The sequence below is a fragment of the Candidatus Pelagibacter sp. HIMB1321 genome, assembly GCF_900177485.1.
Taxonomy (GTDB): Bacteria; Pseudomonadota; Alphaproteobacteria; order Pelagibacterales; family Pelagibacteraceae; genus Pelagibacter.
On record NZ_LT840186.1, the window covers coordinates 253,971 to 280,085 of the forward strand.

The window sequence follows — 26,115 nt, forward strand, 5'->3', positions numbered from 1 at the left end:
TTAAATTTTGTGTGTATGAATTATCAAATTAGTGTTGTTTAACAACGCTCTATTAACATATAACACCTATGCAAATTTTACATAAGTGTGCTATTTAAAGGTCAAAATTACTAGCAATCAAAAGTTGTATAATGAGTTTTTTACAAAAAGAATCAGTGCAAAGAGCAGAAAAATTTCTTAAAGAATTTGACAGTAATCTTAATGTGATTTCGCTTGCAACATCTGCAAGAACTGCTGCTGATGCCGCTAATTCTCTTAAATGTGAAGTAGGAGCAATTGTTAAAAGTCTACTTTTTTCAGCTGATGATAAGTTCATTCTTTGTTTAGTCTCAGGAGATAAAAAGGCTTCATTAAATAAACTAAAAAAAAGATTAGATATTAAGAATATGGAGATGGCAAAAGTTGAAGATGTTAAAGAGGTAACAGGTTATACTATTGGAGGCGTTTCTCCAGTAGGTCATTTAAAAAAGATCGATATTTATATTGATAAAAATTTAGATAGGTTTAAGGAGCTCTATGCAGCCGCAGGTCATCCAAACTGTGTTTTTAAGATAGATTTTAAAAATTTAGTTCAAATAACAGATGGTTCAATTTTAGATATTACTGAATGAGACAACCTATACTAATTGACTATATATTATTAACCGTATTAGCCGTGATATGGGCATCTGCTTTTTCTAATATCAAAATAGCAACTTATTCATTTGGACCTATTACAATTGCTTTTCTAAGAGTTTTTTTTGGAGCTCTGCCTGTTTTGTTACTTTGTTATTTTAAAAAAATAAAAGTAGAAGCTTTTTCAAAAGATTGGCATTGGTTTGCAATGATTGGTTTTATCAATTTAGTGGCTCCATTTTTTTTAATTGCTTATGGTGTTAAATCTGTTCAAAGTAATTTAGCTGCAATCTTAATGTCATCAACAGCTTTAAGCTCAACAGTTCTTGGTCACTTTTATACAAAAAATGAGAGATTTGACCTTACAAGAACTATTGGTGTTTTAATTGGTTTTTCAGGTATTGTTTATTTATTTTCAGATAATTTATTAATTACAGAAAATAATTTTAGTTCTGCTTTATTAATTCTTCTAGGTGCCACTTGTTATGTTATTGGAGGATTGCTGACTTTAAAAATAAGTAAGAAGAAAAATGAAAATGTAACTGGTTCGATACTAATTTGGGCAACTATAATATTGATACCACTTGTAAGTTTAGTTGAACAACCTTGGAATTCAACTCCGAGATTAGACTCAACTATATCAGTAATTTATTTAGGTCTAGTTTCAACAGGTTTAGCTTGGTTATTAAGATTTAAAATTCTAACAACAAATGGATTAATTTTTCAATCACAAGTCTCTTATTTAATTCCAATTTTTGGAGTTATCCTAGGTTATATTTTTCTAGATGAAATAATAACAATCAAAGTTTTGGTTTCTTTGTTTGCAGTAATTATTGGAATATATTTTGTTAAAAAGGCTGGTATTAAAAAAACTACTTAAGCTTTGCAATTTCTTTAATATGTGATGGTCTCGTTTCACAACAACCACCTAAAATAGTAGCACCACCTTCCTTAAATTTTTTCGCAAACTCTGCAATTTTAATTGGATTTAGATCAGTTCTTTGTCCTAAAAATTCATTAGGATTTCCTTTGCTTTTTCCATAATTATTTGTGTAACCACCTTTTGGTTTTGTTGTTTGAAATGCATTAAATTTAAAACCAAAAGGCACTCCTAAACTTTTCATCTCATCAAAGTTTTGCTCATAGGTCTCAGGGGATACGCAAGATAGCATTACACCAAGTGCATTTTTGTCTATGATTTTTTTGATTTCTGAGATTTTTTCTCCACTTGGTAATTTTGTTCCCTCAGATATGTGTATTCCAATTAAGTAGGGCTTATTAAATTCTTTGATAGCTTTTATTCCACATTTGAACTCTTTCACACTGCTTAAAACGTCAAAATAATAAAAATCAATAAAAGGATCTAGTAATTTTGCTTGTTCATTAAGGTTATCTTCAATCTCATTCTCATCTCTTTCATCTGCTTCATATGTTAAATTTTGAGGAGGCAATCCACCAGCTATTTTAACATTTGGATAATCTTTTTTTGTTTCGAAAGCTATTTCACCAGCTTTTTGATTTAAGTATTCAAACTTATCTTCAACAGAATTATCTCTTAACCTTTTTCTTCGCATGGTAAAAGTAGCTGTTATAATTACCTCTGCACCTGCTTTAATAAAATTAGAATGAGTATCTAAAAGAAGTTGATGATACTCTTCCTTGAGCACTGCATTTGCACTCCACAAAGTTCCATTAGGTTTCATACCGCTTGCAAGTAATTCCTGACCCATACCGCCATCAAGTATTCTAGTTGTTTTAAAAAAATCTAGATCAATCATTTTTCTTAATCTATTAATTATTTTTGAAATATTATCTTTAAATTAAATGAAAAAGATCTTCTTTCACCTTCTACATTAAATGGGTAAGCTGTGTGCATTAGGTAATTTGGAAAAATATACATATCACCAATTTTTGGAATAACATTATAAATACTTTTGCTCAAAAAATTTTTTTGACCATTAATAAAATCTATAGTTCCATTTGTTCTAATTTTTTTATTTTTTACTTCTTTATTTCTAGTCATGTTTTTTGGTAGTTTTAAATAACCAACTCCCGATAAGTCACCTTCATGATAATGAATAGGATTGTATTCACCTTTGAATTGTCTAACAACCCACACGTTTAAAATACGAATTTCTTTTATTTTTAATATCTTTTCATTTTTCAAAAATTTTTTAGCATTAATGATTATTTCTTTAGCTAAATTTTTTTTAATAAAATTTGAATTTAATTTAATTTCATTTTTAATCTGACTTGCAAGTTTTGAGCTATAATCAGATTTTTTATTTTTAGTTTTTAAATCAAATTCACTGTTAATTTTTTTTATAAAATTTCTCGAAATTCTAGTTTTTCCAATTGTTGGCCCAAAAGGTTTAATATTTTTCATATTTTATTGCTAATACACTATATTAAATTTAAGAAAAGATTTTTAAACCAATTCTAATTGCCACAAATATAACTAGTCCAGAAGTAATAATTGCTAATAATTTATTTGATAGAAATTTTAAGTTAAGAAAATTGCCTATTTGTCCACCTATAAAAACTAAGATGAATAAAGGCCAATAATCAATAATATTATTTAATATGTTTTGTTTTGTGAATTGACCAAAAACTCCAGATATCGAGTTTATTAATATAAATAATGAAGCTGTTGTAGCTATCTGTCTTGGATATCCAGCTTTTAATAAAAAAAGAATAGGGCTTAAAAAAATTCCACCACCAATTCCAACTATACCAGATAATAATCCTAGTATTGAACCAATGATAATGGATATATATTTTGGTATTTGTCTAATTTTAAGCTTGGTCTCTTTATATGAGTTACTATTTATTAATAAAAGAAAGCCAGCAATACTAAGCACTAAAAATAAAATGATTTCAAAAACTTCTTTGTCTAAACTTATTGATCCTCCAATAAAAGCAAAAGGGATAGAACCTATTAAATACGGTAGCAATAACTTAAGATTTAAATTCCCAGTTCTTATGTAATTTATTGAATTTCCAGAAACGACTATAATATTACAAATTAAAGCTAGGACAGGAAAAATATAATAAGGAACATCCCAAATTAATAGTAGAGCAAGATAAGTTGATCCCCCGCCAAAACCAACACTTGAATACAAAATTGCTGTTATAAAAAATAATATTGATAATATAAACATATTAAAAAAATCTTATGAAAGTAAATATAGCATTATTAACTGTAACAGACACTAGAACAATAGATAATGACAAATCAGGAGCAATACTTGTAAAAAAAATTAATGAAGCCAATCACAATTTAATAGATAGAAAGATTTGCAAAGACAATAAAGACGATATTGTAGTAATTCTCAAAGACTGGTTAAACAACAATCAAGTTGATGTAATTATTACAACTGGTGGAACAGGTTTAACAGGTAGAGATATTACACCAGAAGCATTAGATGAAATTGCAGATAAGTACATTCCAGGTTTTGGTGAAATTTTTAGATATTTAAGTTACAAAACAATTGGAACTTCTACTATTCAATCAAGAGCATGTGCTGTGCTTGCTAATGGTAAGTATGTATTTGCATTACCAGGTTCCTCAGGAGGTGTCACGGATGCTTGGGAAGGAATTTTAAAACATCAGTTAGATGTTAATCACAAACCTTGTAATTTTGTTGAACTAATCCCTAGATTAAAAGAAAAATAATTATTTCTGATACTTTTCTTTCCACTCAGAGTAGGGCATTCCATAAACATGCTCTCTTGCATCAGGATCTGAAATTTCAATACCTTTTTTTCCAGCCTCCTCTCGGTACCATTTAGATAAACAATTTCTACAGAAACCTGCTAAATTCATTAAATCAATATTTTGAACATCTTTTCTTTCTCTTAAATGGTTTATTAACCTTTCAAAAGCAGCAGACTGAAGTTCTTTTTTTGTATTATCGTCCATAAAAATTTAATATAAATATACCATGAAACTTTCTGGATCATATCAAATAAATTTATCAAAAGAAAAAGTATGGGAAGCTTTAAATGATCCTGAAATATTAAAGAAAGCTATTCCAGGATGTGAAGAGTTTACAAAAAATTCAGAAACAGAATTTACTGCTAAAGCAACTAATAAAATTGGTCCTTTCAATGCTAGCTTCACTGGAGATGTAGAGTTAAAAGATCTTAATCCTCCAAACAGTTATAAAATTACTGGCTCTGGCAATTCCCCGGTTGGATTTGCATCAGGCGAAGCTTTTGTAAAATTAGAAGATCACGAACAAGGAACTAAATTGATTTATGAAGTTGAGGCAAATGTTGGTGGAAAAATTGCTCAAGTTGGCTCTAGACTTATAGATATGACAGCAAAGAAAATGGCTGACATATTTTTTGGAAAATTTTCAGAATTAATTAGTTCAACTGATGAAGGTAGTAATAAAGATCAAATTGATCAAAAATTAATTAATCAAGATAATATAAAGAGTAAAAATCAAAATAAAATTTTGATATATTCTGCAGTTGTTGTGGGTGCGTTAATTTTAGCATATTTCATTTTCTAAAAATTCTCCATTTTCAATAAAATTTAAAGTCATATTCTACCAAAGGTAGAAACTAAATTATTTTAGCAATTGAAACTAATATTTACTTATGATCAAGTAGTTTAATTAAAGGAGGTTGCTTATATGGCAAAAGTAACACTAGAAGTTAATGGAAAAAAAGTAAGCAAAGAAGTTCCAGATCATACACTTTTATCAACATTTTTAAGAGATAATCTAAATTTAACAGGAACGCATGTTGGATGTGACAGCAGTCAATGTGGTGCATGCGTAGTACATATTGATGGAAAATCTGTAAAGAGCTGCTCAACACTAGCTGTAGATATTGAAGGGTCAAAGGTCACAACCATAGAAGGTTTAGCAAAAGACGGGAAACTTCATCCAATGCAAGAAGCATTTAAAAAAACACATGGACTACAATGTGGATATTGTACGCCAGGAATGGTGATGAGTGCAGTCGATCTATTACAAACAAAGAAAAATCCGAGCGACCAAGAAATAAGAGAATGGTTAGAAGGTAATATTTGTAGATGCACAGGTTACCAAAATATTGTTGCTGCAGTTAAAGAAGCAGCAGGAAAAATGTAAATTAAGGAGGAATAAATATGGCAAGTTTAGTTGGATCAAGAGTTGAAAGAAAAGAAGATAAAAAATTTTTAACAGGAAAAGGCAGTTATACTGCTGACATAAATATTGCAAATCAAACTTATGCAATATTTGTAAGATCTCCTCACGCAAGAGCTCAAATAAAAAAAGTAGATACTTCAAAAGCACTTAAATCCTCAGGTGTTGTAGGTGTGCTAACTGGTAAAGAAATAGCAGAAGATAAAATTGGAGGTTTAATTGCTGGGTGGGCAATAAGAAGTGAAGATGGATCTGAGATGAAAGTTCCAAACAATCCTCCACTTGCAAATGAATTTGCAAATTTTGTTGGTGAGCCTATCGCTGTTGTTTTTGCTGAAAGTTTAGATGAAGCTAAAGCAGCCGCAGAAAAAGTTGAAGTTGATTATAAAATTTTAAAAGCAGTGGTTGATCCAGCTAAAGCAATGGACAGCGAGTCAATTCATAAAGATGTGGATAAAAACCTATGTTATGATTGGTTGCTTGGTGATAGAAAAGCTGTTGATGAAGCTTTTGCTAAAGCCGATAAAATTATTAAAGTTGATTTAATTAATAATAGATTAGTTCCAAATGCAATGGAGCCAAGAGCATGTGTTGTAGATTATAACACGGCAACTGAAGAAATTACTTTATATACTACAAGTCAAAATCCACATTTATCAAGATTGGTAATGTCTGCATTTGGTAATGTTGCACCAGAGAATAAATTAAGAGTGGTTGCTCCAGATGTTGGAGGTGGTTTTGGTTCAAAAATTAATGTTTATAACGAAGAAATAGTTTGTAGCTGGGCTTCAAAAAAAATTGAAAGACCAATTAAATGGGTTGCTGAGAGAACTGAATCTTTTTTAACTGATACTCATGGAAGAGATCATGTTACTCACGCAGAGCTTGCTGTAACAAACGATGGAAAATTTTTAGGTTTTAAAAATGAAACTATTGCAAACCTTGGTGCTTATGCTCGAGTGTTTGGAACAGTAACACCAACCTATTTATTTGGACCATGTGCTACAGGTGTCTATGTAATCCCTGCGGCATATTCAAATGTTAAAGCAGTTTATACTAATACTGCTCCAGTAGATGCTTACAGAGGTGCTGGAAGACCAGAAGCAACTTACACAATTGAGAGATTAGTCGAAAAAGCTGCTATGGAATTAGGAATTGACAAAACAGAGATTAGAATGAAAAATTTCCCTTCTCAGTTTCCATTCAAACAAACACTAGTTCACACAGTTGACTCTGGTGACTATGTTGCTGGTTTAGAAAAAGCCAAACAAATGGCAGATTATGCTGGTTTTGAAGCTAGAAGAAAACAATCTGAATCAAATGGAAAATTAAGAGGTATTGGAGTTTCTTCTTACTTTGAAGCTTGCGGTATTGCGCCATCAGCTGCAGTAATGTCATTGGGATGTGGAGTAGGCTTATGGGAATCTGCAGAGGTAAGATTTAATCCTACTGGACAAATATCTGTTTTCACAGGTTCACACAGTCACGGACAAAGTCATGACACGACATTTGCACAAATTGCAGCTGATGAACTTGGTGTACCAATGGAGAATATAGATGTTGTTCATGGTGATACAGATAAAAGTACATTTGGAATGGGTACTTACGGTTCAAGATCATTGACAGTAGGCGGTATTGCAATTGTCAATGCTTGTAAAAAAATTGTTGAAAAAGGCAAAAGGGTTGCAGCAAAAATGCTTGAAGTCAGTCCAGATGAGATTGAATTCAAAGATGGTGAATTTGTAGCACTTAAATCTAATAAGAAAAAAACAATCGGTGAGATAGCATTTGCTTGTTATGTTCCAGGTCAAAGAGATGAAATGAAGTCTCCAATACCTGAAGGAGACGAGCCAGGTTTAATAGAATCTGCTTTTTATGATCCACCAAATTTTTCTTTCCCAGCAGGTTCACATATCTGTGAAGTGGAAATAGATCCTGATACTGGAAATGTAAAAGTTGAAAAATATACAGCGGTAGATGATTTTGGAAGAATAGTTAATCCAAATATTGTTGAGGGACAAGTTCACGGAGGTTTAGCGCAAGGTATAGGACAAGCTTTGCATGAAAATACTCAATATGATGAAACAGGTCAGTTGATGACAGCATCGTATATGGATTATACAATGCCTAGAGCTGATAATTTCCCTGAGTTTAATCTTGGATTTACTTGTACTCATGCAACATCAAACCCACTAGGTGTTAAGGGTTGTGGTGAAGCAGGAGCTATTGCATCACCGCCAACAGTTATGAATGCAGTAATTGATGCATTAGGTGGTCAGGAAATTACGATGCCAGCTACAGCTGAAAAAGTTTGGAAGGCTTGTAAAGCAATGAAAAAATCAAAAGCAAAAGCAGCATAGGGGAGGAAAATTATGAAAACTTTTAGTTATCATTCACCAAAAGATGTTAAAGAAGCATCAAAGTTAGCCTCAACAAGTTCTGCTTTTTTAGCTGGAGGTATGACTTCAATTCCTTCAATGAAATTAGGAATGGCAACCTATAAAGATGTAATTGATCTTAAAAAGATAAAAAAACTATCTGGAATTAAAGTTAGTTCTAAGGCAGTTACAATTGGTGCAACAACTAAACATGCAGAGGTTGCTGCATCAAAAGAAGTTCAAAAAGCTATTCCAGCACTAGCAAAATTAGCAGGCAATATTGGGGATGCTCAAGTAAGAAATAAAGGCACTATTGGTGGATCTATTTCTAACAATGATCCTTCAGCTTGTTATCCATCTGCTTGTATGGCTTTGAACGCTGTTATTCATACAAGTGACAGAAAGATTGAAGCAAGTAAATTTTTTAAAGGAATGTTTGAAACAGCTCTTAAAAAGGGAGAGATAGTTGAGGCTGTTGAATTTGAAATTCCAGAAAAAGCTGACTATCAAAAACATCCAAACCCAGCATCAAGATATGCAATAGTTGGTGTATTTGTCGCTAAACATAAAAAAGAAGTAAATGTTGCGGTAACAGGTGCAAAATCGTGTGTTTATATAGATAAAGATTTGTCTAAAAAACTTTCGTCTGATTTTTCATCAAGTGTAATTGAAGGTATAGAACTTGATGATAGTGAAATGAATTCAGATATGCATGCTTCTGCAGAATATAGAGCCAACCTAGTTTCTCTATATGCTAAAAAAGCTGTTGAAGCTTGTTAGTTTAAATCTATATTTTCTCGAATGAGAAACTCATTTGATGAAAAAATTCTTGATGAAGCAAATGACTGGATTAATGCTAATCAAAAAGTAGTTTTAGCAACAGTTATTCAAACCTGGGGATCTTCACCAAGACCCACGGGTAGTAGAATGATTATCAATGAAAAAGGTGATTTTTCAGGTTCTGTTTCAGGTGGTTGTGTTGAGTCTGCAGTAGTTAGAGAAGCTCAAGAATTAATTAATGATAACAAGCCCTTTAAAAAGTTAGAATTTAAAGTTTCAAATGAAAGTGCTTGGGAGATTGGCTTAGCATGTGGTGGAGAAATCGCAGTTTATTTAGAGCAATTTAATTGATGAAACATTCAATTCTAAAAAAGATTGTTGATTTAAAAAAACAAAAAAAAGAATTTGCAATAGTAACAAATTTAAAAAATTCTAATTCCGTAGTTTACAAATTAGATGAGGTTCTTGATAAAGATTTTATTCAATACAAAGATCAAATAGATAGTTTTTTTAAATTAAAAAATAATGGCGTAATTGATGGAGCAGATATTTTTGTTGAAACTTATATTAGGCCAATTAAAGTTATTATTGTTGGTGCTGTCCATATTGCGCAATACCTAGTAGATTTTGCAAAAAGTTTAAATTTTGAAATTACAATCATTGATCCAAGAGGTTATTTTGCATCTGAAAAAAGATTTCCCAATATAGACATCTTAAATAAATGGCCAGATGAAGCTTTAAAAGAAATCGAAACTGACTCTAATACAGCATTAATTGCTCTTACACATGATCCAAAAATTGATGATCCAGCATTAAAATATGCTTTAGATAAAAAATTTTATTATATTGGAGCGCTTGGAAGCAAAAAAACACATGCTAATAGATGTGAAAGATTAAAAGAAGCTGGATATTCTGAAAATCAAATAAATTCAATTTTTGGACCAATTGGTATAAAGCTTGGAGGAAAATCTGCACCTGAAATAGCCCTTTCAATTATTGCTCAGCTAGTATCAGAGACTTATAAAAAATGATTACAGCAATTTTACTTGCTGCAGGTCAATCAAAACGAGTACCAATAAAAAATAAATTATTAATCAAATATAAAAAAAAATTTTTAATTAACCATATTTTAAGTCAACTTATCAAAAGTAAAATTCAAAAAATTATTATTGTTCTTGGTCATGAACATTTAGAAGTAAAAAAATTAACTTTGAAAAGTAAAAAAATACAATTTGTAGTTAATAAAAAATTTAAATCTGGCATGGCATCTTCGATTAAAGAAGGACTAAAAAAAATAGGCAAAAAAAACAAAGGTTTCTTAATTGTCCAATCTGATATGCCATTTATAAAATCAACTCATTTAAATAAAATTTATAAATCAATATTAGATAACAATAATTTAGTTCATCTTTTAAAGTTTAAAAATAAAATTGGAAACCCAATTGGATTTAATATTTCTGTATTAAATAAATTTAAGAAGATTAAGGGTGATGTTGGAGCTAAATTTATGGTTAAGAGGTTAAAAAAAGATTCAGTTTTCTTAAATGTAAAGACAGATAAAATATTCAAAGATTTTGATAAATTATCTGATTTTTAGAAGAAACTTTTTATAATCGACTCTGAAAGCAAGTAATAACATTATTATTGCAAGATATATCAAAGGTTCAGTTAAATCTTTTTTAACAAGCCATATAAAGTGAACTACTCCAAAAATTGATACCACATAAATTAACTTGTGTAGTTTTTTCCAATTATGCTTTAGTAAACCAATCATCTTTTTAGAAGAGGTGATTGCCAATGGCACCATCAAAAGCCAAGCTGCAAAACCAATAAAGATAAATTTTTTTGTTAAAACGTCTTTTGAGATACTGTTCAAATCAAATCGATAATCCAATCCAACATAAGTCATCAAATGAAGAGATGCATAAAAAAAGGCAAATAGACCAAACATTCTTCTGAAAGAAATCCAAATACTTAAGTTAGTTAACTTTTTCAAAGGTGTCATTGAGAGAGTAAAAATCAAAAATAATAAAGTCCATTCTCCAGTATGATGAGTAATTTCTTTTATTGGTTCAGGACCAAGTTGATTAAAAAATATTCTATATAAAATTATTATTAGCGGAATAAGGCTTAAAATAAAAAAACCAGGTTTAAATATTTTTTTCATTAAAAATATTTTTTAAGATCCATACCCGAGTATAAATGTGCAACTTCATCCCCATAACCATTAAACATTAATGTTTTAATTCTTGGTGCGAATATATCAGCACCAATTACTCTTTCGGTCGCTTGTGACCATCTTGGATGATTTACATTAGGATTTACATTAGAGTAAAAACCATATTCTCTTGGTGACGCCCACATCCAAGAGCTAGTTGGCATTTTTTTAACTAATTCAATTTTCACAATTGCTTTTCCACTTTTAAATCCATATTTCCAAGGGATGAAAATTCTTAGTGGAGCTCCATTTTGATTTGGCAAAGTTTTTCCATAAACCCCAGTTACAACTGTGGTAAGAGGGTGCATTGCTTCATCCAATCTTAAACCTTCTACATATGGCCAATTTAAAACTGCTCTTCTTTGACCAATCATTTGCTCTGGGTCAAAAACACTTGTAAATTTAACAAATTTTGCTTCTGGTTTTATTTTAACTTTGTTTAAAATTTCACTTAAAGAAAAACCCATCCAAGGAATAATCATTGACCATCCCTCAACACATCTTAATCTTTGAACGCGTTCTTCAGAATTAAATGAATTTAATATCTCTTCAATTGAAAGATTTATTGGCTCTTTTACTTCACCTTCTATACTTATGTTCCAAGGACGAGTTTTGAAACTTTGAGATTTAATATACGGATCACTCTTACCAGTTCCAAATTCATAATAATTATTATAAGTTGTGACATCCTCATAGGATGTTAGTTTTGAAAGATCAGTATTAGCAGAACTTTCATTTAATCCTGAAACAGTTGTTAATGCATAAGAACCAATACCAAGTCCAAAAGTTTTAATGAATTTTCTTCTTTTGTTGTAAATTTTTTCAGGTGTAATTTCAGAATATTTAAATTTTTTCATTATTTAAATATGTTAATGTTTTATAGATAAAAAACAATTTAACATTATGTCATCAATACTTTCTAATGAACATATATCTCAATATAAACAAGATGGAGCAGTATTAATTAAAGATAAATTTGATGACCATTGGATTAAAATATTAAAACAAGGCTTTGAAAAAGCTAAATCTAATCCAAGCCCAAGATTTACAAATCACACAAAAAATGAAAATTCACCCAAATATTTAGAGGATTTTTGGACTTGGAACTTACATGATGAATTCGAGAATTTTGTTTTTAATTCACCTACAGCGAAAATTGCATCTGAATTACTAAATGCTAATCAAATTAACTTAGTTATGGATAATTGGTTTTTTAGAGAGGCTGGCTCAAAATCAAAACCACCATTTCATCATGATATTTCCTATTTTGATTTTGAAGGATCAATGTGTGTTTTGTGGATACCATTAGAGCCAGTAAAAAAAGAAGAAGGTATTGCATGGGTAAAAGGTTCCCATTTGTGGGATAAGTTTTTTTTAAGAACAAGATTTAATGATGGGCATTATGTTGATGGTGAAGCCGGAATAGTTAATGGAAAAAAATATGAATTAACACCAGATATTCTCAATAATAAATCTAAATATGAATTTTTAGAATGGGATCTTGAAGTTGGTGACTGCGTATATTTTGATATTAGGACTTTGCACGGTGGCTTACATGAAGCAGTGCCAAAATCTGATATACATCGATTTACACTTCGAATGGCAAAAGAAGGATCAAAAATAAACTATCGTGGAGATTGGGCTAAAGAAGAAAGATTAATTTTTGAAAAAGAAGGCTATAGCAACGGCGATAGTTTGGTGGGAAAAATGTTTCCCACCTTATATTCAAAATAAATTGAATTTTAATCTTTTAAAAGTTTATTTTCCTACTGGTCTGTAAGATGCTGCGGCTTTTGATGCAATTTCGGCAGCTTTATTAAAATCAACTGACTCCATAATTGTCATATCTTTAATAGTTCCAGTTGCCTCCATTAACATTTTCATACCTGCGGCTGTCTCAAAATTAGGTCCTTCAATAATTGCAATAAAATCATAAGCACCTCTCAAAGTCATCATTTCAATAAGTTTCGCTCCAGCAGCCTCTGTAATTTTTTTAGCAGCTTCTTGTCTATTATCAGCTGGATTTTTCACAAATCCACTTAACCCTTGTTCTGTATATTTTCCTAAAACAACAAATTTCATATCAACTCCTTTTATTAATTTGAAAGACTAAACCATATTTGTTAAAAGCATCGTGTTAAAGAAATATTAAATTATTTATTCAACCTTAAGTTTAGCAAATTATGTACGAAAAATTTGGACAATTCATTAATGGTAAATGGGGGCCATCCTCAGATAAAGGGACCTACGAAGTAATTAATCCTGCAACTGAAGAAGTTTTAGGTCAAGCTTCTAAAGCTACACCACAAGATGTTAATGAAGCTTTGAATGCAGCTAAAAATGGATTAGAGGTTTGGAAAAAGACGCCACCATGGCAGAGATCTTACATAATTAGAAAAATTGCTGATAAGATGAGAGAGAAGCAAGATGTGCTTGCTAAATGGATGACACTTGAGGTTGGCAAACCTTTAGCAGAGGGAAAAGGTGAGGTAGGTGCAGCCGCAGATATTTTTGAATGGAATGCAGAAGAAACTAAAAGAATATATGGGCAAACTGTTGAAAGTAGATTTGAAGACACTAGAGTTCATGTTTATTACCAGCCTGTTGGAGTTGTTGCAGCTTTAACACCATGGAATTTTCCATTAACTTTATCAGCTAGAAAAATTTCAACTTCTTTAGCTGCAGGATGTTCAGTAATTATTAAACCAGATACAATTACACCAGGAACAGTAATGGAGTTAGTTGATATTTGTAGAGAGTGTGGAGTGCCAGCTGGTGTAGTAAATTTATTATCTGGTGATCCACCTAGTATAGCTGAACAATTGATATCGTCTGATATTATTAAGAAAATTTCAATAACTGGTTCAACAAGAGTTGGAAAATTAATTTTAAAACAAGCTGCTGAAAAAGTTCAAAGAGTTACTATGGAGCTTAGTGGTCACTCACCATTTATTGTTTTTGACGATGCAGATATGAATAAAGCAACAGATATGGCTATATCTGCAAAATTTAGAAACAATGGTCAAGTCTGCATCTCACCTAATAGATTTTATATTCAAGAAAATAAAAAAAATGAATTTGTAAATTTATTTATTGATAAAGCTAAAAAACTAAAAATTGGTAATGGTATGGATCCAGATACTCAACTTGGTCCACTAACAACACAAAAAAGATTAAATGAAGTTGAAGCATTAGTTGAAAAAACGAAACAGGAAGGTGCAAAAGTTTTAATGGGTGGAAAAAGACCTGCAGGCTTCAACAAAGGTTTCTTTTATGAACCAACAGTATTTGATGATGTAAAAGATGATTTTACTATTATGAAAGAAGAACCTTTTGGACCACTTGTTCCAATGCTATCTTTTAAATCATTTGACGAAGTGATTGAAAGAGCAAATAATAATGATCTTGGTTTATGCAGTTACATTTGTACTAATTCTATGGAAAAAGCACACAGGACTTCTGAATTAATGGAGACGGGAACTGTTGCTGTAAATACTCCGATGGTCGCAATTGCTGAAGCTCCTTTTGGTGGAATTAAACAAACTGGATATGGTCGTGAAGGTGGCTCTATGGCAATTAAGGATTATTTGAACGTTAAATATACCCACCTTGGTATCAAAGGTTAATTAAATGAAATTTCTAAGGATTGGTAATCCTGGAAATGAAATTCCAGCATTATTAGATAAAGACGGAAAAATTAGAGACCTATCAAAGTATGTAAGTGATTTTGATAGAAAGAACTTAAACTTTGAAAATTTAGGGAAATTACAACAATTAGATTTTTCAAAGTTAGATGAATTAGATAATAATCAAAGAATTGGTTCTTGTGTTTCAGATCCAGGTAATTTTTTTGCAATAGGTTTGAATTATAAAGAACATGCCGAAGAAACAGGTGCTAAAGCACCAGATTATCCAGTTGTATTTAATAAGTCTGTACATTCAATTGTAGGTCCAAATGACAATATTATTATTCCAAAAAATTCAAAAAAATTAGATCATGAAGTTGAAATTGCTATGGTCATTGGAAAAAAAGCAAAAAGAGTAAATGAGAATGAGGCTCAAGAATATGTATTTGGCTACTGTATTTGTAATGATGTAAGTGAAAGAGATTGGCAAAAAGATAAAGGTGGTCAGTGGGTTAAAGGTAAATCAGGCGATACTTTTGGACCTTTAGGCCCTTATCTTGTTACTAAAGATGAAATAGAAAATTTGAATAATCTTAATTTAAGTTTGGACGTAAATGGTAATAGACATCAAACAGGAAACACAAGTTTAATGATATTTAATTTTAATTATTTAATTGCTCACTTAAGTAGTTTTATAACTTTAATGCCTGGAGACATAATTACTACAGGCACACCTCCTGGAGTTGGCTTGGGAATGAATCCTCCTAAATTTTTAAAAGATGGTGATGAGCTATTTTTAAAAGTAGATCATCTTGGAGAGCAAAAGTCTAAAGTTGTCTCTGAAAAATAATTTAAAATGACTGAATATTTTATTGCTATAGGAGCAGGTCTGATAAGTTTTTTATCACCTTGTGTTTTACCTTTGATACCAGGATATATTTCGTTTGTATCAGGGCAATCTTTACAAGAGATCATCAATCAAAAAAAAAATAATATAACACCACTAGTCTTATTTTGCCTAGGGTTTTCAAGTGTATTTATTATTTTAGGCGCCACTGCTTCAGTAATAGGTCAAATATTTTTACAAAACTCAGATGTTTTAAGAATTATTGCAGGTTTTGTTATTATAATTTTTTCTCTTCAATTAATTGGTATTTTAAATTTAAATTTTTTAAATTTTGAAAAACGTTTTGAGGCAAAGAAGACTAATAATATTTTTTTTCCTTATATAATTGGTCTTGCATTTGGGTTTGGTTGGACACCTTGCATAGGTCCAATTTTAGGTTCAATTTTAACACTCGCCGCAATTGAGGAAACCTTAAGTAAAGCAGTAATTTTACTTAGTCTTTATTCATTGGGTTTAGCTATACCATTTATTTTATCTGGAGCATTAATACAAAAGTTTTTAATTTTTTCTAAAAATTTCAAGAAGAATATAAATTTAATCTCTAAAATTGGTGGCATCATCCTATTGATTACAGGTGTATTAATCCTAACTAATCAATTACAAACATTAGGTTTCTATTTACTTAATATTTTTCCATTTTTACAAAATATAGGATAATTTAGTTATATGAAAATTTATCAAATAGACTCAAGTGCCAGAAAAGATGGATCAACATCTAGAGCATTAGCTAAAAAACTTTTAGATAAAATTAAAAAACCTGAAGATGAAGTAATTTATAGAGACCTAGATGATGAGATGGTTTTTGTATCAGGTTTAACAGAGTCAGGTATGAAAATTGAAGAAAAAGATAGAAATGAACATCATAAAAAAATGTTTGAGTTATCTGATAAACTAGTAAGTGAATTAAAAGAAAGTGATATTATCATTATCTCTGCTCCAATTTATAATTATGGACCACCCGCAACCTTAAAAGCTTGGGCCGATCTTGCAGCAAGAGTTGGTGAAACTTTTAGATTTAAACCTGATGGCAGAAGAGAGGGTCTTCTTAGTAATAAAAGAGCATTTTTAGTCATTACCTCTGGTGGTACAAAACTTAATAGTAATGAAGATTTTTTAACTCCTTGGTTAAAATTTATATTGAATTTTTTTGGTATTGAAAAAGTCGATGTGGTGAGTGCAGATCAAATGGCATTAGATTACGAAAAATCTATTAAAGATGCAGAGATGCAAATAGAAAAAATTAATTTATAAATTTGATTTGATTGCTTCTGAGCATTCAATTGTATTAGAATTACCACCTAGGTCTTTAGTTCTAAATTTTTCCTGACTTAAAGTTTTTTCAATAGCATTTTCTATTGAGCTTGCGGCTTCTTTTTCACCAAGGTAATCCAACATCATTGCTCCAGACCATATTTGACCAACTGGATTAGCAATACCTTTGCCTGCAATATCTGGTGCAGATCCGTGAACGGGTTCAAATAAAGAGGGAAATTTATTTTCTGGATTAATGTTTCCTGATGGAGCTATCCCAATAGTTCCAGTACATGCAGGGCCTAAATCAGACAAAATATCCCCAAATAAATTTGAAGCCACTACCACATCAAACCATTCTGGATTTAGAACAAATCTTGCAACCAATATATCAATATGAAATTGATCAGTTTTTATGTCAGGATAATTTTTTTTCATTTCATTAAATCTTTCATCCCAAAATGGCATTGTGATTGAAATTCCATTTGATTTTGTTGCATTAGTAAGTTTTTTTCTTTTTCTAGTCTTAGCTAATTCAAAAGCAAATTTTTGAACTCGATCTACGCCATGTCTAGACATTATTGTTTCTTGAATTGCAATTTCTCGATCAGAATTTTTATACATTCTTCCACCAACAGAGGAGTATTCACCTTCTGTATTCTCCCTGACAATTAACATGTCAATATCACCTGGTTTTTTATTTGCTAATGGAGGATTTACTCCAGGAAAAAGTTTTACAGGTCTAAGATTTATATATTGATCAAACTCTCTTCTAAATTGGAGTAACGATCCCCATAAAGAGATATGATCTGGAACTTGATCTGGCATACCAACTGCTCCAAAGAATATTGCATCATGTTTACCTAATTTATCCTTCCAATCATCTGGAAGCATTTTTCCATGTTTCTCATAATAATCACATGAAGCAAAATCATATTCTTCAAAATTAATTTTAAATTGATGTTTTTCAGCAGTGTCTTTTAAAATTTTTATACCTTCAGGAACTACTTCTTTACCAATTCCATCTCCAGCAATACATGCAATATTATATTCTTTCATAAATTTCTTTTATATGTTTTTAGTATTAAGAAAAATAATTTTTATGAATTTGATTATTTAAAGTATTCAATTTTTTTAATGTTTTCTCTAAAAATAATAAAAAATTATCTAAATTATCTGTTTTAATTTTATATTTATTCATATCTTTTTTGATTTCTTTAACATTTTTAATTAAATTATTTTTTTTTGATATTCTATAGGTTGCTCTTTCTATTTGATTTAAGTTCCAATTAATAGATCTTGGAAAGGTATTAGTCTTTAAGAAAAAATTAATTATATCTGAAATAGATATATCTTGTTGAGAATACTGACGATAGGCTTGAAATGCTGAAATTGATTTTAAAATATTAATCCATTCAAGAGTTAAATATTCATATCCTTTTTTATGCTGTTTAGATCTAAGTACTTGTGATTGAAGTATTCTTATCATCATATCTGTTCGTTCTAGAAATCTTCCTAATCTTAAAAATTGATAGTCTATATTTCTCTGCATCTCTAAATCTGTTGAATACATAAAATTTTGTGAGCCTTGGATGATTTTATAAAGCAACTTTAAGTTATTTTTTTTGGAATTTTTTTTAGTTATTGATTTATTAAAGGTTATTAATAATTCATTTAGTTTAAGCATTGATTGTTCAGGTAAAATATCTCTCACTACTAATGAATTTTCTTTTGAATAAAATAAAGAGTTAACTAATGAAGATAGGTTTTTTTTGTCTTTTATAAAATAGTCAATTATTTTTCTTTCAGAATATTTCTTATTTAATTTTAGATAATCTTTATTCAATTCCATCACAGTTAATAATGGTTTCCATGAAATTTCATCTTCAAGAGCTAAATCTAATTGAAGTTCACTTGTTGTTATTAATAATCTTGATGTAAAATTGGATCGTTCTAAATAACGTGACATCCAATATAGTAATTTTGCTCTTCTGCTTAACATAATTTAAATATCTAAAATCCAGGTATCTTTGCTGCCTCCTCCTTGAGAAGAGTTAACAATCATACTACCTTTTCTTAGAGCAACACGTGTTAATCCGCCTTGTGTAACGTAATTGTTTGCACCTGATAATATAAATGGTCTTAAATCAATATGTCTTGGATCTAATTGATTATTTATTAGAGTAGGTGAGGTAGATAAATTTATTAAAGGCTGAGCAATATAATTTCTTGGGTTTTTTTTGATCTTTTTAATGCAATCATTCTTTTCTTTGGTTGAAGCTGTTGGTCCCATTAAAATTCCATAACCTCCTGACTCATTTGCAGGTTTTACAACTAATTTTGATATGTTTTTAATTACATAATCTCTTTGTTTTTTTTCATGACATAAAAAAGTTTCTACTTGATTGATTAAAGGTTCCTCGTTTAAATAAAATTTAATCATTTTTGGGACATAGCTGTAAACCACCTTATCATCAGCCACACCTGACCCTGGGGCATTCAAAATACTTATATTGCCTTTTCTCCAGGCTTTAAAAATTCCTGGGATTCCTATTAAAGATTTCTTATTAAAAACTTTTGGATCTAAATATAAATCGTCAATTCTTCTATATAAGGAATGTAATTGCTCCTTGCCACCAACAGTTTTCATATAAACTTTATCATTTTCTACAAATAAATCTGAACCTTCGACTAATTCAACTCCCATCTGTTGTGCAAGATACACATGCTCAAAATATGCAGAATTATAAACACCTGGAGTAAGGATAGCCAATTTCGGATTTTTTTTATTTTTTGATAAAGATCTCATGCAAGAAAATAGTTTTGAACAATATTCATCCACTGGACTTATCTTTTGTTTTGCTAATATTTCTGGAAAAACACTTTTCATAACCATTCTATTTTCAAGCATGTACGAAACACCTGAAGGAACTCTTAAGTTATCTTCTAAAATTAAAAATTCTCCATTGATATCTCTAACAATATCCGAGCCACATATATTAGCCCATACTTTAAATGGTGGTTTAGCTCCCAAACATTCTTTTCTAAAATTTCCTGATTCAAAAATAATTTTTTTTGGTATTATTTTTTCTTTAAAAATTCTTTGCTCATTATAGACATCATGAATAAAAAGGTTTAAAGCTTTAACTCTTTGAATTAAACCTTTAGAAATTTTAGACCAATTTTTCTTTGTGATTATTCTTGGAATTATATCTAAAGGCCAATAGTGATCCGCAGGTTTATCTTCAGAATAAACTCTAAAGGTAATTCCTCTTTGACTAATTGCATTCTCAGAATTTTTAACAGTTGTTAACAGTCTTTTAGTTGAATACTTCCCAATAAAATTCGAAATTTTTTTTGACTCTGACCTAAGTTTATTTTCTGATGTAACATATTCATCAAATGCATTAATTGACTTATATGAACTCCATGAAATTTTAGGCATTCATATTTAAAGCATATAAAATCTTAAAAAACATTTAAAAATAAGTAAATTTGACTTACAAAATAGTCTTTTTAAACACTTATTTATATATTAGATAGATCACGATGACTTATTGCATAGGAATTAACGTCAACGATGGAATGGTATTTGCATCAGACTCTAGAACAAATGCTGGATTAGACGATGTTAATACTTATAGCAAAATGTTTAATTATGCTGTTGGAGATAGAAATTTAGTAATTGTTACCTCTGGAAATTTAGCAACATCACAAGCTGTCTTCAGTTCTATTAAAAAAGATTTAGAAGCAAGTAATCCTATTACTAGTCTTAATACCTGCACAACAATAGAAGAGGTTGCAAGTTATGTTGGATCATTAACTGTAAAACATTCTTCTCCGCAAGGAATTAATGAAGAAGTTTTGCAATTGGGTTCATCATATATTGTTGGTGGACAAATAAGGAACCAGAAATCTGAAATTTATTTAGTTTATCCTCAAGGTAATTATATCAGACCTTCAGAGGCAAGGCCTTATTTAATAATTGGGGAAATTAATTATGGTAAACCAATTTTAGATAGAGTTTTAAAACCAGAAATATCATTAGGCGATGCAGCAAGGTGTGCTTTAATTTCAATGGATTCAACTATCAAGAGTGACCTTAGAGTTGGTCCCCCTATAGATTTTGTCGTTTATAAAAAAGGTCTTATTGAACCAATTTATATAAATAAGTTTGAAATTAATGATCCAGAATATTCTTCAATCACAAGTAGTTGGTCGCAGAGTATAATTAGAGCATTTGAAACTTTTCCAAGATTTAATTGGGAAAAATAATTTCATTAAGAATTTATTAATCTAATTATCTATTATTGAAGAGATAATTTTTTTTTGTTACGATTTGTAATGAAAAAGTTCCTAATAGTAATTTTTTTTGCTTTTATAAATATCAATCATTCTTTTTCTGCTTGTGATGATCCTTTAGGAGATGGAGTAGATTATTCTTTTTGTCAATTTTCAGAAGAACAAGATTTAAGTAGAGCTTATGCTCCAAATTCTGACTTATCTTTTATAAGTTTTATAAAAGTTAATTTAGATAAATCTATTTTGATGAATACAAACTTATCCAATGGTAATTTTGCTGAAGCTTCTTTTTTTAGAGCAAATTTGTATGAAGCAAATTTAGAAGGAGGAAACTTTGAAAAATCAAATTTTACAAGTGCAAACCTTACAAGAGTTAATTTTAAAGGCTCCTCTTTAATTGAAGCAAATTTTAAAGATAGCAATCTATTTGGCTCTGATTTTACAGGTGCAAATATAACTAATGCTTCTTTTGAGGGAGCAAATTTGAATAATTCAATATGGATTGATGGTTCAAAGTGTAATCTAGGTTCAATTGGTCTATGTAACAATAATGACTAATTCAATAAAAACTGATGACGTTATCTTTAACTTTTTCAAACAAATTTGTGATGAAAAAGATGATAAAAAATGCGTTGAACTTGGTAATGATTGGATTAATGCAATGGAGACAAATTTGAATAACATGGAGGCTAATTTAGAAGAAGCAGACAAAATTAAACATAAAGATGATATTAAAAATAACCGTGATCATTTAAATAGTTTAAAGGGTAAAAATTCATCTGAATGGAGAGAATATGCTACCCAATGTATGGTCGAAATCATGGATAATAAGACACAATAAATGAGCAATCAGGAAAAAGTATTTATAATGATTTGTATCTCGTTGATAATTTTTACTCTTTATTATCTTGGTGATAAGCACATTTTCTAAATATCTTTAAATTTTATATTAATTAGTGTATGAAACTCTTAAGGGGTGTCATAACTGACTGAGAATATACCCTCATAACCTGTCCGGTAATTCAGAAAGGGAGAATATGGATAAAACATACTTTATAAGTCAATCAACCTCATTAACTCTTGTAATAATAATAAGTTTAATTTTTACTGGTCTAGGTCTTTATCATTCACGAAAATTTAAAGGACTTAACAATTATTTAACAGCAAATAGAAATATAGGTTTATTTTCATTAACCACTAGTATGGTCGCATCTGCATTAGGTGCCTGGATTTTATTTGGACCTGCATCCGCAGCTACATGGGGAGGTATCGGTGCTGTAATTGGGTATTCTTTAGGTACAGCTTTTCCAATGATTTTCTTAATCTATCTAGGCCAAAAAATTAGAAAAGATTTTCCAAAAGGTTCAACACTAATTGAGTTTCTAAGAAAGAAATTTGGAAAAAGTTTGTTCAAATTAATTTTATTAATGATCATTTTTTATATGTTTATTTTTTTATGTGCTGAAGTAACAGCGGTTGCAATATTAATTAACTATATATCTGGCACAGAGCTATGGATTACATCTTTTATAATTTTAATTGGAACTTTGACTTATACTTTATATGGTGGCTTAAGAGCCTCAATATTTACGGACAATATTCAAATGATTGTAATTGGAGGTCTACTTGTAATTTCAGCATTATATCTAATTAATTTTACTGGTGATCAATTTTCTTTTTCATATGTGAAAAGTAAAAATCCACAGTTATTGAGTACTAGTTATATTCCAAATTTCACAGCTGGATTAACTTTTTTTATAGCTGTTGCTGCAACAAATCTATTTCATCAAGGTAATTGGCAAAGAGTGTATGCAGCAAAAAATAATGATGTTTTGAAAAAAAGTTTAATAATTTCTTTTATTATCATAATTCCAATTGTATTTTTTATGGGTTTCACAGGACTTATTTCAATATCAGCTGACCCAAAAGTATTACCTGATCTTGGTTTTTTTTCATTATTGTTAAAAGAACAAACGAAACTTTTATCTATAATAATTGTAATTCTTGGCTTAGCTCTAACAATCTCAACAGTTGATACATTGATTAATGCAATATCAAGTTTGATCATCGTAGATGGGAAGGCAACTTTCAATTTAGATAAAAAAACAAACTATTTGGTTTTTTCTAAATATATAATTATTGTTTTATCAATCATTGCTTTTATTGTGGCTTCAAAAGGATTTAGCGTGTTATACCTATTTCTGTTAGCTGATCTTTTTTGTTGTGCTTTTGTTTTAACAGTATTTTATAGTTTTTATAATAAAGCGATAAATGAGAAGACTGCTTACATATCAATTATTGTAGGTTTGATTGGTGGATTTTTATTATTTCCATCACCAGACTTTTCTAAAAGTTTATTAGTTGGTATTTTAATGTCTAAAGAATTCTTTGCACCATTTGTGTCACAATCATTATTGTTTTTATCATTTATTGTTGCAACTTTTTTGCCAGCAGTCATTTTTAAATTAAAAAAGTTTTAATATAATATGACAATGGTTATAAGAGTTTGTGAATAATTTGATAAATAACAAATTCAAAGACCCAAAAGTAACAGCAGATGGAAGTGATAGAGCTTTTGTGGAAGCTGAAAAAATTAAAACATTATGGTTTAATACAGGAACACTTTGCAATATTGAATGTAAAAACTGCTATATTGAGTCTAGCCCTAAAAATGATCGTCTTGTTTATTTAACTTTTGATGAAGTAAAAAACTTTATTGATGAAGCAATAGAAAAAAATCTAGGAACTGAGAAAATTGGTTTTACTGGTGGTGAGCCTTTTATGAATAAAGATATTATAAGGATGATTGAATATTCTTTATCAAAAGGTCTTAAAACACTTGTTTTATCTAATGCAATGAAGCCTATGCTAAATAGGGTTGAAGAGATTAAAAAGGTTAATCATAAAAATTTGACGATAAGAGTTTCGATAGATCACTATGAAAAGTCAAAACATGAAGAGATTAGAGGAAATAATACCTACGATATAATGATGAAGGGTCTTAAATGGTTGGATGAAAATAATTTTAATTATGCCCTTGCAACAAGACTTTTATGGAATGAAACAGAAGAAGAGTTAAGAAAAAATTTTGGAATATTTTTAAAAAACAATCACTTAAAATTAAATACTAATTCCAAACAGGAATTAGTAACTTTTGCAGAGATGGATGAGAGTGTTGATACACCAGAAATTACAACATCATGCTGGGATATTTTAAAAAAAAACCCAAAAGACATTATGTGTTCATCTTCTAGAATGATAGTTAGAAAAAAAGGTTTAAAGAAACTAAGTGTTATTGCTTGCACACTTCTTCCTTACGATGAAGAATTTGATTTAGGACAAACCTTGACAAATTCACTTCAAAAAATATACCTCAACCACAAACACTGTTCAAAATTTTGTGTTCTTGGTGGTTCAAGCTGTAGCTAAAATTTAATAATGAAAAAAAATCGAGGTAAAATATTTTTTGGTTTAGTATTTTTTACAATTATAATTGTAAGTTATTTTACTGATCTTAGTGAAATTTTATCATTTGAAATTATTAAAGATACTTATCAGGATATTAAAATATTAGTTAACAATAATTACACAATCTATTATTTAGCATTTTTCATTTTATATATAGTTGTTACTGCTTTTGCTTTACCAATTTCACTTCTTAAAACATTATTAGCTGGAGCCTTATTTGGATTTTGGCCTGGATTGATATTAGTATCATTTGCAAGTTCGATTGGATCTACTTTTTGTTTTTTATTTTCACGTTATGCACTTAGAGCTTATACTCAAAGAAGATTTGCCGTATATTTAGAAAAAGTTAATAAAGGAATAGAAACTGATGGATGGCTTTACCTTCTATTTTTAAGGTTAAGTCCAATTTTTCCATTTTTTGTTATCAACTTAGTTTTTGGATTAACCAAGATGAGAACACTGGAGTTTTATATTGTATCCCAAATTGGAATGTTTATAGGAACTGCTATTTTTGTTAATGCTGGAGTTCAAATTGCAAATTTGAATTCGTTAGAGGAAATTTTAACATTAAAGATTATTTTATCTCTAACAATTATCGGTATTTTTCCAATATTAATAAAATTTATTTATAAAAAGATTAAAAATGACTAATGATTTTGAAAAAAAAGATAAAGAAGAAGATATTATGAATGATTTAAATGGCATTTGTGATGATTGTAAAAAAGAAGACGAGAGTGTCTTTCAAAATTTAATTTTAATAGGATTTAAAATCTGTAATTCTTGTAGACTTTCAAAAACAATTTTTCCAATTTAGATATTATTTGCAGGCATAACATTCATTCTGCTCATGACGAATGATATAGATAAAAATGCAATTATTAAGAAAGACAAAAAAACAATTCCGAATGATTTAAAATTTGATTTTAAATTTAAAATTTGTCTTGTAGCAATTATCAATGCAGCAAAAATCCAAAATTGAGTAAGGAATATAATTGGTACCATCAATTCAGGAGTTACTGCGAAAAATCTTATCAATCCTGGTGCATGAGCAAAACCTACAGCAGTTAAAACTTTTTTAAATGGGACTTTTGTTTGTTTATCTGGAAATATTTTAACTCCAATTACATAAATCAAAATACCCCAAACTAGCCACGTTAATATTGCGGTAAGTCCAGACATTCCAACGGCAGTTTTAATTACAGTATTTGCAGCTACTGCTCCTGCAACACCATCTAAAATCATAATTAGGCCAGCAAAATAAATTGCTGCTTCACCAAAATTTTTATTGTCACTATAAAGCGACTTATCTAATTTTATTGATTTAAAAATTATACTTAAGAATTCACCAAACATTATTTTTTTTTATTTTTTTGCTCTTTATAAGAAACAATTAGTGGAAAGAGTATTAAAGCAATAGCTATTACAATGC

At 29.6% G+C, this 26,115-nt stretch carries 33 protein-coding genes; 22 read left to right on the forward strand and 11 right to left on the reverse strand.

What is annotated here, in order from left to right:
* The first annotated feature begins 131 nt into the window (after positions 1-131).
* Together B9N70_RS01340 and B9N70_RS01345 are read left to right on the forward strand one after the other, a co-directional pair.
* Complete coding sequence (locus B9N70_RS01340) at positions 132-611, forward strand: YbaK/EbsC family protein (protein ID WP_085114021.1); 480 nt, start codon at positions 132-134, stop codon at positions 609-611.
* Complete coding sequence (locus B9N70_RS01345) at positions 608-1,495, forward strand: DMT family transporter (protein WP_085114022.1); 888 nt, start codon at positions 608-610, stop codon at positions 1,493-1,495. Before B9N70_RS01340 ends, B9N70_RS01345 begins: the two co-directional genes overlap by 4 nt.
* On the opposite strand, the gene B9N70_RS01350 is transcribed toward B9N70_RS01345, so the two are convergent.
* Genes B9N70_RS01350 through B9N70_RS01360 form a run of 3 tightly spaced genes read right to left on the reverse strand, consistent with a single transcriptional unit; the run spans position 1,488 to position 3,776 of the window.
* Positions 1,488-2,393: a homocysteine S-methyltransferase family protein gene (locus tag B9N70_RS01350; protein WP_231909409.1), complete on the reverse strand. Its 906-nt coding sequence runs from the start codon at positions 2,391-2,393 to the stop codon at positions 1,488-1,490. The genes B9N70_RS01345 and B9N70_RS01350 overlap by 8 nt on opposite strands.
* A 17-nt stretch (positions 2,394-2,410) precedes the next feature.
* Positions 2,411-3,001, reverse strand: a complete 591-nt coding sequence (locus B9N70_RS01355; RefSeq protein WP_085114023.1) for a putative 2OG-Fe(II) oxygenase — start codon at positions 2,999-3,001, stop codon at positions 2,411-2,413.
* A gap of 28 nt (positions 3,002-3,029) precedes the next feature.
* Entirely contained in the window at positions 3,030-3,776 is a 747-nt protein-coding gene (locus B9N70_RS01360; protein WP_085114024.1) for a sulfite exporter TauE/SafE family protein, read from the reverse strand.
* Between the two features lie 14 nt (positions 3,777-3,790).
* Here B9N70_RS01360 and B9N70_RS01365 point away from each other — a divergent pair, with 14 nt between their 5' ends.
* Positions 3,791-4,291 (forward strand): molybdenum cofactor synthesis domain-containing protein, encoded by a 501-nt coding sequence (locus tag B9N70_RS01365; RefSeq protein WP_085114025.1) that lies wholly within the window; start codon positions 3,791-3,793, stop codon positions 4,289-4,291.
* On the opposite strand, the gene B9N70_RS01370 is transcribed toward B9N70_RS01365, so the two are convergent.
* The gene (locus tag B9N70_RS01370) at positions 4,292-4,537 is read right to left on the reverse strand and encodes a DUF1244 domain-containing protein (RefSeq protein WP_085114026.1); all 246 of its coding nucleotides are present in this window, start codon (positions 4,535-4,537) and stop codon (positions 4,292-4,294) included. It abuts the gene before it with no gap.
* A 22-nt stretch (positions 4,538-4,559) separates the two neighbouring features.
* On the opposite strand from B9N70_RS01370, the gene B9N70_RS01375 reads away from it, so the two are divergent.
* The 7 genes from B9N70_RS01375 (at position 4,560) to B9N70_RS01405 (ending at position 10,511) form a co-directional block, all read left to right on the forward strand.
* Complete coding sequence (locus B9N70_RS01375; RefSeq protein ID WP_085114027.1) at positions 4,560-5,135, forward strand: SRPBCC family protein; 576 nt, start codon at positions 4,560-4,562, stop codon at positions 5,133-5,135.
* Between the two features lie 123 nt (positions 5,136-5,258).
* The gene (locus B9N70_RS01380; RefSeq protein WP_085114028.1) at positions 5,259-5,720 is read left to right on the forward strand and encodes a (2Fe-2S)-binding protein; all 462 of its coding nucleotides are present in this window, start codon (positions 5,259-5,261) and stop codon (positions 5,718-5,720) included.
* A gap of 17 nt (positions 5,721-5,737) precedes the next feature.
* Positions 5,738-8,116 (forward strand): xanthine dehydrogenase family protein molybdopterin-binding subunit, encoded by a 2,379-nt coding sequence (locus tag B9N70_RS01385; protein ID WP_085114029.1) that lies wholly within the window; start codon positions 5,738-5,740, stop codon positions 8,114-8,116.
* A 12-nt stretch (positions 8,117-8,128) separates the two neighbouring features.
* Positions 8,129-8,914, forward strand: coding sequence for an FAD binding domain-containing protein (locus B9N70_RS01390; RefSeq protein ID WP_085114030.1), 786 nt, complete (start codon positions 8,129-8,131; stop codon positions 8,912-8,914).
* Between the two features lie 21 nt (positions 8,915-8,935).
* Positions 8,936-9,265: an XdhC family protein gene (locus tag B9N70_RS01395; protein ID WP_085114031.1), complete on the forward strand. Its 330-nt coding sequence runs from the start codon at positions 8,936-8,938 to the stop codon at positions 9,263-9,265.
* Positions 9,265-9,945, forward strand: coding sequence for an XdhC family protein (locus B9N70_RS01400; protein ID WP_085114032.1), 681 nt, complete (start codon positions 9,265-9,267; stop codon positions 9,943-9,945). The genes B9N70_RS01395 and B9N70_RS01400 overlap by 1 nt, the downstream gene beginning before the upstream one ends.
* On the forward strand, positions 9,942-10,511 hold the full coding sequence (locus tag B9N70_RS01405; protein ID WP_085114033.1) for a nucleotidyltransferase family protein: 570 nt from the start codon (positions 9,942-9,944) through the stop codon (positions 10,509-10,511). Before B9N70_RS01400 ends, B9N70_RS01405 begins: the two co-directional genes overlap by 4 nt.
* Here the strand turns inward: B9N70_RS01405 and B9N70_RS01410 are convergent.
* Positions 10,497-11,081, reverse strand: a complete 585-nt coding sequence (locus B9N70_RS01410) for a sulfite oxidase heme-binding subunit YedZ (protein WP_085114034.1) — start codon at positions 11,079-11,081, stop codon at positions 10,497-10,499. The genes B9N70_RS01405 and B9N70_RS01410 overlap by 15 nt on opposite strands.
* Positions 11,081-11,989 (reverse strand): protein-methionine-sulfoxide reductase catalytic subunit MsrP, encoded by a 909-nt coding sequence (gene msrP / locus B9N70_RS01415; protein WP_085114035.1) that lies wholly within the window; start codon positions 11,987-11,989, stop codon positions 11,081-11,083. Before msrP ends, B9N70_RS01410 begins: the two co-directional genes overlap by 1 nt.
* Before the next feature lie 46 nt (positions 11,990-12,035).
* Between msrP and B9N70_RS01420 the strand changes: the two genes are divergently transcribed.
* Positions 12,036-12,866: a phytanoyl-CoA dioxygenase family protein gene (locus tag B9N70_RS01420; protein WP_085114036.1), complete on the forward strand. Its 831-nt coding sequence runs from the start codon at positions 12,036-12,038 to the stop codon at positions 12,864-12,866.
* Positions 12,867-12,890: 24 nt separating this feature from the next.
* On the opposite strand, the gene B9N70_RS01425 is transcribed toward B9N70_RS01420, so the two are convergent.
* A complete protein-coding gene (locus B9N70_RS01425; RefSeq protein WP_085114037.1) occupies positions 12,891-13,214 on the reverse strand; it encodes a GYD domain-containing protein in 324 nt (107 codons plus the stop codon).
* Between the two features lie 101 nt (positions 13,215-13,315).
* On the opposite strand from B9N70_RS01425, the gene B9N70_RS01430 reads away from it, so the two are divergent.
* Genes B9N70_RS01430 through B9N70_RS01445 form a run of 4 tightly spaced genes read left to right on the forward strand, consistent with a single transcriptional unit; the run spans position 13,316 to position 16,916 of the window.
* Positions 13,316-14,758, forward strand: coding sequence for an NAD-dependent succinate-semialdehyde dehydrogenase (locus B9N70_RS01430; RefSeq protein WP_085114038.1), 1,443 nt, complete (start codon positions 13,316-13,318; stop codon positions 14,756-14,758).
* Positions 14,759-14,762: 4 nt separating this feature from the next.
* Positions 14,763-15,608 (forward strand): fumarylacetoacetate hydrolase family protein, encoded by an 846-nt coding sequence (locus tag B9N70_RS01435; RefSeq protein ID WP_085114039.1) that lies wholly within the window; start codon positions 14,763-14,765, stop codon positions 15,606-15,608.
* Between the two features lie 6 nt (positions 15,609-15,614).
* Positions 15,615-16,322, forward strand: coding sequence for a cytochrome c biogenesis CcdA family protein (locus B9N70_RS01440; protein ID WP_085114040.1), 708 nt, complete (start codon positions 15,615-15,617; stop codon positions 16,320-16,322).
* Positions 16,323-16,331: 9 nt separating this feature from the next.
* The gene (locus B9N70_RS01445; RefSeq protein WP_085114041.1) at positions 16,332-16,916 is read left to right on the forward strand and encodes an FMN-dependent NADH-azoreductase; all 585 of its coding nucleotides are present in this window, start codon (positions 16,332-16,334) and stop codon (positions 16,914-16,916) included.
* Here B9N70_RS01445 and B9N70_RS01450 read toward each other — a convergent pair.
* From B9N70_RS01450 to B9N70_RS01460, 3 genes are read right to left on the reverse strand one after another with little or no spacing between them, the layout of a single operon-like run.
* Positions 16,911-17,975: a tartrate dehydrogenase gene (locus B9N70_RS01450; RefSeq protein ID WP_085114042.1), complete on the reverse strand. Its 1,065-nt coding sequence runs from the start codon at positions 17,973-17,975 to the stop codon at positions 16,911-16,913. The genes B9N70_RS01445 and B9N70_RS01450 overlap by 6 nt on opposite strands.
* A gap of 25 nt (positions 17,976-18,000) precedes the next feature.
* A complete protein-coding gene (locus tag B9N70_RS01455; RefSeq protein WP_085114043.1) occupies positions 18,001-18,918 on the reverse strand; it encodes an alpha-E domain-containing protein in 918 nt (305 codons plus the stop codon).
* 3 nt (positions 18,919-18,921) lie between these two features.
* Positions 18,922-20,361 (reverse strand): circularly permuted type 2 ATP-grasp protein, encoded by a 1,440-nt coding sequence (locus B9N70_RS01460; protein WP_085114044.1) that lies wholly within the window; start codon positions 20,359-20,361, stop codon positions 18,922-18,924.
* Between the two features lie 104 nt (positions 20,362-20,465).
* Here B9N70_RS01460 and B9N70_RS01465 point away from each other — a divergent pair, with 104 nt between their 5' ends.
* The 7 genes from B9N70_RS01465 to B9N70_RS07090 all read left to right on the forward strand — a co-directional run bounded on the left by B9N70_RS01465 (position 20,466) and on the right by B9N70_RS07090 (position 25,500).
* Positions 20,466-21,191 carry a 20S proteasome subunit A/B gene (locus B9N70_RS01465; protein WP_085114045.1) on the forward strand — a complete coding sequence of 242 codons (726 nt, stop codon included), beginning with the start codon at positions 20,466-20,468 and terminating at the stop codon, positions 21,189-21,191.
* A 69-nt stretch (positions 21,192-21,260) separates the two neighbouring features.
* Positions 21,261-21,776, forward strand: a complete 516-nt coding sequence (locus B9N70_RS01470; protein ID WP_085114046.1) for a pentapeptide repeat-containing protein — start codon at positions 21,261-21,263, stop codon at positions 21,774-21,776.
* Entirely contained in the window at positions 21,769-22,059 is a 291-nt protein-coding gene (locus B9N70_RS01475; RefSeq protein WP_085114047.1) for a hypothetical protein, read from the forward strand. Before B9N70_RS01470 ends, B9N70_RS01475 begins: the two co-directional genes overlap by 8 nt.
* A gap of 196 nt (positions 22,060-22,255) precedes the next feature.
* Positions 22,256-23,698, forward strand: coding sequence for a sodium:solute symporter family transporter (locus tag B9N70_RS01480; protein ID WP_085114048.1), 1,443 nt, complete (start codon positions 22,256-22,258; stop codon positions 23,696-23,698).
* A gap of 28 nt (positions 23,699-23,726) precedes the next feature.
* Positions 23,727-24,647, forward strand: a complete 921-nt coding sequence (locus tag B9N70_RS01485; protein ID WP_231909410.1) for a radical SAM protein — start codon at positions 23,727-23,729, stop codon at positions 24,645-24,647.
* A gap of 9 nt (positions 24,648-24,656) precedes the next feature.
* Positions 24,657-25,337: a TVP38/TMEM64 family protein gene (locus B9N70_RS01490; protein WP_085114049.1), complete on the forward strand. Its 681-nt coding sequence runs from the start codon at positions 24,657-24,659 to the stop codon at positions 25,335-25,337.
* A complete protein-coding gene (locus B9N70_RS07090; protein ID WP_172819938.1) occupies positions 25,330-25,500 on the forward strand; it encodes a hypothetical protein in 171 nt (56 codons plus the stop codon). Before B9N70_RS01490 ends, B9N70_RS07090 begins: the two co-directional genes overlap by 8 nt.
* Here B9N70_RS07090 and B9N70_RS01495 read toward each other — a convergent pair.
* Entirely contained in the window at positions 25,497-26,039 is a 543-nt protein-coding gene (locus tag B9N70_RS01495; RefSeq protein ID WP_085114050.1) for a hypothetical protein, read from the reverse strand. The two genes, B9N70_RS07090 and B9N70_RS01495, sit on opposite strands and share 4 nt — an antisense overlap.
* Between the last annotated feature and the right edge of the window lie 76 nt (positions 26,040-26,115).